At 71.7% G+C, this 6,680-nt stretch carries 7 protein-coding genes; all 7 read right to left on the minus strand.

What is annotated here, in order from left to right:
- Window positions 1–35: 35 nt before the first annotated feature.
- Window positions 36–695: a response regulator transcription factor gene (locus DEIPI_RS0116925; RefSeq protein ID WP_027482540.1), complete on the minus strand. Its 660-nt coding sequence runs from the start codon at window positions 693–695 to the stop codon at window positions 36–38.
- Window positions 696–711: 16 nt separating this feature from the next.
- Complete coding sequence (locus DEIPI_RS32090; RefSeq protein WP_052351801.1) at window positions 712–1,974, minus strand: S1C family serine protease; 1,263 nt, start codon at window positions 1,972–1,974, stop codon at window positions 712–714.
- An 84-nt stretch (window positions 1,975–2,058) separates the two neighbouring features.
- On the minus strand, window positions 2,059–2,556 hold the full coding sequence (locus tag DEIPI_RS0116935) for a ferritin-like domain-containing protein (RefSeq protein ID WP_045234576.1): 498 nt from the start codon (window positions 2,554–2,556) through the stop codon (window positions 2,059–2,061).
- 58 nt (window positions 2,557–2,614) lie between these two features.
- Window positions 2,615–4,510 (minus strand): glycosyltransferase family 2 protein, encoded by a 1,896-nt coding sequence (locus DEIPI_RS32095; RefSeq protein ID WP_045234577.1) that lies wholly within the window; start codon window positions 4,508–4,510, stop codon window positions 2,615–2,617.
- 256 nt (window positions 4,511–4,766) lie between these two features.
- Window positions 4,767–5,810: an L-threonine 3-dehydrogenase gene (gene tdh / locus DEIPI_RS0116945; protein WP_027482542.1), complete on the minus strand. Its 1,044-nt coding sequence runs from the start codon at window positions 5,808–5,810 to the stop codon at window positions 4,767–4,769.
- A gap of 110 nt (window positions 5,811–5,920) precedes the next feature.
- The gene (locus tag DEIPI_RS0116950) at window positions 5,921–6,508 is read right to left on the minus strand and encodes a Rieske 2Fe-2S domain-containing protein (RefSeq protein ID WP_045234578.1); all 588 of its coding nucleotides are present in this window, start codon (window positions 6,506–6,508) and stop codon (window positions 5,921–5,923) included.
- Window positions 6,505–6,680: c-type cytochrome (locus DEIPI_RS38005; protein ID WP_169737143.1), on the minus strand; the 176-nt coding region annotated here is incomplete at its 5' end. The genes DEIPI_RS0116950 and DEIPI_RS38005, both read right to left, overlap by 4 nt.

The raw sequence follows: 6,680 nt of genomic DNA on the forward strand, positions 1-6,680 counted from the left end.
ACGCGGAAGCGCAGCGTGGGCCGCGCGCGCCGCACTCAGGTCACCCGCCAGCCGCGCCCACGCTCGCTCTCCACCGCTTCGTTCGCGAGCTTGCGGCGCAGGTAGCGCACGTACACGTCCACGATGCGCGCCTCACCCGCGAAGTCCGGCCCCCACACCCGGTCGATCAGCTCCTCGCGCGTGAACCAGCGTCCCGGCGCGTGCACGAGCGTCTCCAGCAGGTGGTACTCGCGGCCCGTGACGGTCACCTCCCGACCGTCCCAGCGCACCGCGCGGCCCACCGTGTCGAGCGTGCCGCGCCCCCCCGCGAAGGTCAGCGAGGAGGAACGCGCCGCCGCGCCGCGCCGCGCGAGGGCCCGCAGCGTCGCGAGCAGTTCGGGCAGTTCGAAGGGCTTCGTGAGGTACGCGTCCCCGCCGAGGTCGAGGCCGCGCACCCGGTCCGGGAGGGTGTCGCGCGCCGTGAGGAACAGCACCGCGCCGCCCTCGCCCGCCTCGCGCGCGCGCCGGGCGAGCTCGAACCCGTCGAGGTCGGGCAGCATCACGTCGAGGACGATCAGGGGGTAGTCCCCCCCGATCGCCTCGCGCAGGCCCGCCTCGCCCGTCTCGCGCCACGTCACGTCGTACCCGGCCTCGGTGAGGGCGCCCACCACGGGCTGCGCGATGCGGGGGTCGTCCTCGACGTAGAGCAGGCGCATGAGGTCAATCTAGCCCCTACGCCACGCGCTTCGCGCTCAGGGTCACGGGCACCGTGATCGTCTTTCCACCGCGCAGCACCTTGAGGGTCACGCGGTCCCCGGCGGCCTTCGTGCGCAGGTACGCCACGAGGTCCTTCGGGGCGCCGACGGCGCGTCCGTCCACCGCGACGATCACGTCCGCGTTCCCGACGTCCTGCCGCAGCTCGCCCGACTCGTCGCGGTACTCGCGCACCTGCGCGGGACGCAGCCCGGCCTTCTGCGCGCCGAGGCCCTTCGTGACGTCCGTGACGAGCGCGCCCGAGGCGCCCGTGAATTCCCGCGCGTCCGCGACGTTCACGCCGATGACGGGCACGCCGCGCTTCGCACCGCCGCGCAGGTCCGCGACGAGCGCGCTCGTCTTCGTGAGCGGCACGAAGTAGCTGCTGAACTGCCCGTTCTGGTTGCTGATGGCGGTGCTGACGCCCACCACCTCGCCCTTCGCGTCGAGGACCGGCCCGCCCGAGTCGCCCGGCGCGAGCGGCATGCTCGACGACACCAGACCCGACGGGAAGGTCGCGTCGAGGCTCACGTTCAGGCCCGTCACGCGGCCAGCGCGGCCCCCGTCGAAGGCGCCGCGCGAGTTGCCGATCGCGACGACGCCGTCCCCCACCTTCGGGGTGCTCGCGGCGAGGTTCAGGTGATCGAAGCCGCCGCCCTGCACCTTCAGGAGGGCCACGTCACGCGCCTCGTCGTACCCGACGAGCGTCGCGGGCCGCACGCTGCCGTCGTCGAGCGTGACCGTGAGCCGCGCCGAGTCCTCCCCGAGCGCCACGTGCGCCGCCGTGAGGACCAGTCCGTCCGAGGTGAGGAAGAAGCCGCTGCCGATGCCGGAGTTCCCGACGTTCACCCGCACCGCCGCCGACGTGGACTGACGGTACACCTTCTCCAGCGCGGCGGACGCGGCGCTCCGAGGCGCGCGCGAGGAGGACGACGCGGACGGGGAGGACGGAGCACTCGCGTCGCCCTGCTGACCCTGCGGCATCGGCACCTGGAAGTCACCCCAGGGCGTGCGGAAGCTCATGAAGTCGTCGGGTCCGCCCTGGGCGCCAGACGGCGCGGAGAAGCCGAAGGACCGCGCGTCCGCGCCGCCGCCTTGCGGCGTGGAGGTGGACGCCGAGGGCGCGAGCGCCGCGCCCGCCCGCGTGAGCACCTCACCGAGGTCCTGCCGGGCGGCGGGAGAGACGAAGGGCACCGCGGCGACCGCCGCGACCGGAAGCAGAATCAGGGGCCATTTGCGCATGCGGGAATGATCGGGCGGAGCGGTTAACGGGCTGTTAAACGGGCACCCCGGCCGCCGCCGGGGTGCCCTTCCGCCCTGCTCCGCTCAGCCCTGCATCGCCTGGACGTTGATCTTCTCGGCGACCTGGGTGAGCTTCTCGTCGTTCTGCTTCTCCTCGTCGAGGGTCTGCTCCAGCAGCTGCACCGCCTGATCGTTGTTGAGGAGCTGCGCGTACGTGCGCGCGGTGCCGTACGCGGCCATCTCGTAGTGCTCCATCGCCTGCTGACACGCGATGATGCCCGCTTCGAGCACCTCGGGCGAGGCGTCCTGCGAGAGCAGCTTCTGGCTTTCCTGGATGAGCCCCTGGATGCCGAGGTTCTTCTCGCCGTTGGGCTGCTGCCCCATCTGCTGGAAGATCTGCTCCAGCCGCGAGACCTGCTGCTGGGACTGCTCGATGTGCTGCTGGAAGCCCTGCTTGAGCTCGGGACTCTGCACCCGCTGCGAGAGCTGCTGCATGGCCTGCAGGCCCTGCTGCTCCGCGTCGTAGATGTCGTTGAGCTTCATGACGAACAGATCCTGAAGGTCCTGCATCTGCATGGGCATGGTGGTTCCTCCAAGGCCCATGGTGAGCGGCGCTCATGGACCTTGTCTGGCACGCGGCCTAAGAGTCTGAACCCGGCGTGTTCACGACCGCTTTAGGCGCGTAGGACGCCTCCCGCGCCTGCCCGCGTGTCTCCGCCGCCGCGATGACGGTGCGCAGGAACGTCGTCAGCCGATGGACGTGATGGTCGAAGGTGAACGTTTCCCGCTGCCTCCACACGCTCTCGCGCAGACGCGCGAGGCGGGCCGTGTCGGAGAGCTGCGCGGCGAGGTCGTCCATGTCCCGCACGAGCAGCCCGAGCTCCAGCTCCCGCGCGAGGGTCTGCGTCGCCACGACGTGCCCCGCGTTGTCGCCCTGGATCATCGGGAGGCCCGCCACGGCGAGGGTCGCCATGCGCGCCGGGACGTTCAGGTCGTCCCAGTCGGCGCGGCGGAGCTCGCCGTGGTTGCGGCTCCCGAAGAGGTGCAGCCAGCCCGCGTCGTAGCGGGAGAACTCCCGCACCCAGCCGTCCTGATCGACGTTGGGGTGCAGGTGGAAGAAGCGGCCCGCGAGGGCGCGGGTCTTCAGGGTCCACGCGCGCCACTGACCCTGCGTGAAGTCCCCGTAGAAGTGCAGGTGCACCCCGTGCGCGGCGAGCTCCGCGACCGTGTGCGGGTGCAGCCCGATGGGGCGGCCCGGCACGACCGTGTGGATCTCCCCGTCGTCCTCGGAGAGGCGGCGGGAGCGCTCCACGTCGAAGGGGTCGCGTTTGGGCAGGTCGCCGTCGAGGACGAGGGCGGGCTTGCTTCCCGCGAGGCCCGGCACGGCCGTTTCCGTCCACGCCTGCAGTTCCGCCGAGGTGTGGATCACGCCGTCCGCACCCTGGTAGAGCTCCACGAGCTCGCGCCAGGTGCCCTTCTCCAGGCAGATGAAGGGGCCCTCCTTGAAGTGCCACACGAACGGCACGCCGGGATTCTCCTTCATGACGTGGTGCGCCCACGGCACGGCCTGCCAGTTCAGCAGGCCGTAGATCACGTCGGGCCGGATGCGGCGCAGGTGCGTCTGCCAGTCCTCGCGGGGGATGTCGCGGACGTGCCCGAACGGCAGGGGACCCACCCAGTTGTACCAGTACGGTTCGGGCGTCCACAGGCCGTACAGCTCGTGACCCTGCTCCGCGAGCGCGAGGACGCGGTCCGCGTTGTACGCGAGTTCCCCGACCAGCACGATCTTCAGGCCGCCGGAGCGCGTGGTGGCGGGACGTTCGCGCGCTTCCCGGTAGCGGCCCACCTCGTCGATGGGGTTGCCGACGGTGGAGTGGAAGCGCATGGGCTCCCGCACGTCGTACCGCACCCGGTACGGGTTGATCCCGCCGAGCGGTTCGCGGACCACCTTGTGCCGCTGGGCCGGGTGATCCACCCACTCGCAGGTCACGAGGCCCGTGCCGCGCGTCTCGCCGCCCTCCGCGAGGGCCGTCCAGAACATGCGGCCCAGGTCGTCCGTGGTGAGCTCGGCGCGTTCCACCCAGCGCCGCGTGGTCGCGCGGTGCATGACCTGTACGAGCTGCAGGGGCTCCCCGTCGACGCGGCCCGTCGCCTCGCGGTTGTAGTGGTGCCGCACGCCCGAGAAGGCCAGCGTGACCCCGGGGTCCTCCAGTACGTCCGCGAGCGTGGCGAGGTGGTCGCGGTAGATCACGTCGTCCGACGGGAGGTACGCGACGAGCGCGCCGCGCGCGAGGTCCAGCGCCCGGTTGAGGGCCGCGCCGAGCCCCACGTTGCGTTCCAGCCGCTCGAAACGCACGCGAGGGTCCGCGAGGTACGGCGCGAGCGCCCCGCGCGTGTCCTCGCGCGAGCCGTCGTCGATCACCACGAGCTCCCAGTCCTCCAGGGACTGCGCGAGGAGGCTCTCCACGGCGCGCGGCAGGAACGCCGTCTGGTCGAAGGTCGGCATGAGGACGGACACGCGCGGCACGGTCGGCATGCCGGATCGTACCCGGCCCGCGGGCCAGGCGCCCTTGAGCGAGGGTAGAGAGAGTGATCAGCGATCAGCGGTCAGCCGTCAGTGAAGGACACGCTCACTGACGGCTGACCGACGGGAGGCCACCGACGCTTGGCTGTGTACGGACCCACCGTCGTACGGACCGGGGCGGTCCGGTCCTTCTGCTTCGTGCGGTGACGCGTCTCCACACTCATGGGCGGACCGCTCGGGTCCTCATGCCTGGGCCGCTCACGCGTCTCTACAATTCTTGGGGCAGCAGGACGGGCTTGATCGCCTCGCCACGGTTCACGGCGTCGAAGACCTCCTCGAAGCGCGTGAGGGGCACGCGGTGGCTGATGACCGACTTCAGGTCCACCTTGCCGCTCGTGACGAGCTCGCGGACCTGGTACCACGTCTCGAACATCTTGCGGCCCGAGATGCCGATGACGGTCGCGGCCTTGAAGACGATGTCGTTCGCGAGGTCGAACTCGATGGCGCCCGCCGGGATGCCGAGCATGCTGGCGTGCCCGCCGTACGTGAGCGCCCCGAAGCCCTGCCGGATGGCGGTCTGGTTGCCGCTGAACTCCAGCAGGACGTCCACGCCGTTGCCGCGCGTGGCGTCCCGCGCGACCTTCACGACGTCCGCTTCCCTCGGGTTGACGGTGACGTCCGCGCCCATGCCGCGGGCCAGCGCGAGGCGCTTCTCGTTCACGTCCGTCGCGACGATGGTGGTCGCGCCGCTCGCGCGGGCCACCTGGATCGCCATGAGGCCGATGGGGCCGCAGCCCGTCACGAGGACCGTGCGGCTCGACACGCCGGGTCCGGCGAGGACGGTCTGCACGGCGTTCCCGAAGGGCTCCTGGAGGCTCGCGATCTCCCAGGGCATCTCGGGGTCGTTCACCCAGGCGTTTTCGGCGGGAATCACGGCGTACTCCGCGAAGATGCCGGGCGCGTCCACGCCGAGGATGCGCAGGTTCGCGCAGATGTGCTTGCGGCCCGTGCGGCACTGGTAGCAGTGCCCGCAGGCGAGGTGCGTCTCGGCGCTGACGTGGTCGCCGACCTTCACGAGGCTCGGGTCGACGTTCGCGCCGACCTGCACGACCTCGCCGGTCATCTCGTGCCCGAAGATCATGGGGCCCTTGAAGCGGCTCTGCGCCCAGCCGTCCCAGTTGTAGATGTGCATGTCGGTGCCGCACACGCTGGTCGCCATGACCTTCACGAGGATCTCGCCGGGACCGGGCGTCGGGACGGGCGCGTCGATGAGTCTCGCGCCGGGCTGGGCTTCCTTGAACAGTGCGCGCATGGGCAACCTCGGTGACCGACCCGCGCGGGAGGCCGCCGGGCGGAAGGTGGAGTGGTTCGGACCTCACGGCTCGCGCCGGGTCAGCCGCTCAAGCATAACGCAAACGGGCGTTAGGGAGAGGGGCGCGTGCCGGGCGGCGGTTCGATGCCGGTCGCGAAGAGGGTCCCGCCGCGCGCTTCGAGCCGCACGCGCGGCAGGGGGTAGAGGGCCTTGCCGAACACGCTCTCGCCCCCCCGCAGCGGGTCGAAGACGCTGAAGTGGCAGGGGCAGCCCAGCACGGGATGGTCCGGGCGGTAGTTGTACGTCAGCGCGGTCGCCTCGCGGTCGCGCAGGGGCAGCACGAGGCAGCCGAGGTGCGTGCAGACCCGCGACCACGCCGCGAAGCGCGCGCCGCCCACGGCGAGGCCCTGCTCCGACGTGGCGGGCAGACGCATCAGCACGCAGGGCGTGCCCGCGTAGGAGAACTCGCGCGTGGCGTAGTCCTCGCGGAGCTCGGCGACGCTCGCGACGCGCTCGCGCGGCCCCGGTCGGTACGCGGGGTCGCCCGCGCGGCGCTTGCCGAACGTGACGCGCCACGCGTACTCCCCGATGAAGCCGAACGCGCCGAGCGTCGCCGCGACCGGCACCGTCCACCAGAACTCCAGCAGGCGGCGCCGCGTGACGCCGGACACCGTGCGCGGCGCGGGGTCCTCGCTCATCGGCTCCCGGTCTTCCAGCGGTCCACGAGGTCCAGCAGGGCCTTCACCTCGGTGTCCTTGAGGTCCGGGAAGGCGGGCATGCCGGAGGCGCCGCGCCGGATGACGGCCTCCATCGCCTCCCGGGTGAGACGGCTGGCGCGCAGGCTCGGACCGACGCCGCCGCCGCCCTGCA

The organism is Deinococcus pimensis DSM 21231 (assembly GCF_000519345.1).
In the GTDB taxonomy this organism is placed as follows: domain Bacteria; phylum Deinococcota; class Deinococci; order Deinococcales; family Deinococcaceae; genus Deinococcus_A; species Deinococcus_A pimensis.

Bases quoted from the DNA above. Each gene is read 5' to 3' on its own strand.
- DEIPI_RS0116925 (WP_027482540.1), bottom strand. From the start codon at position 695: ATGCGCCTGCTCTACGTCGAGGACGACCCCCGCATCGCGCAGCCCGTG.
- DEIPI_RS32090 (WP_052351801.1), bottom strand. From the start codon at position 1,974: ATGCGCAAATGGCCCCTGATTCTGCTTCCGGTCGCGGCGGTCGCCGCG.
- DEIPI_RS0116935 (WP_045234576.1), bottom strand. From the start codon at position 2,556: ATGCCCATGCAGATGCAGGACCTTCAGGATCTGTTCGTCATGAAGCTC.
- DEIPI_RS32095 (WP_045234577.1), bottom strand. From the start codon at position 4,510: ATGCCGACCGTGCCGCGCGTGTCCGTCCTCATGCCGACCTTCGACCAG.
- tdh (WP_027482542.1), bottom strand. From the start codon at position 5,810: ATGCGCGCACTGTTCAAGGAAGCCCAGCCCGGCGCGAGACTCATCGAC.
- DEIPI_RS0116950 (WP_045234578.1), bottom strand. From the start codon at position 6,508: ATGAGCGAGGACCCCGCGCCGCGCACGGTGTCCGGCGTCACGCGGCGC.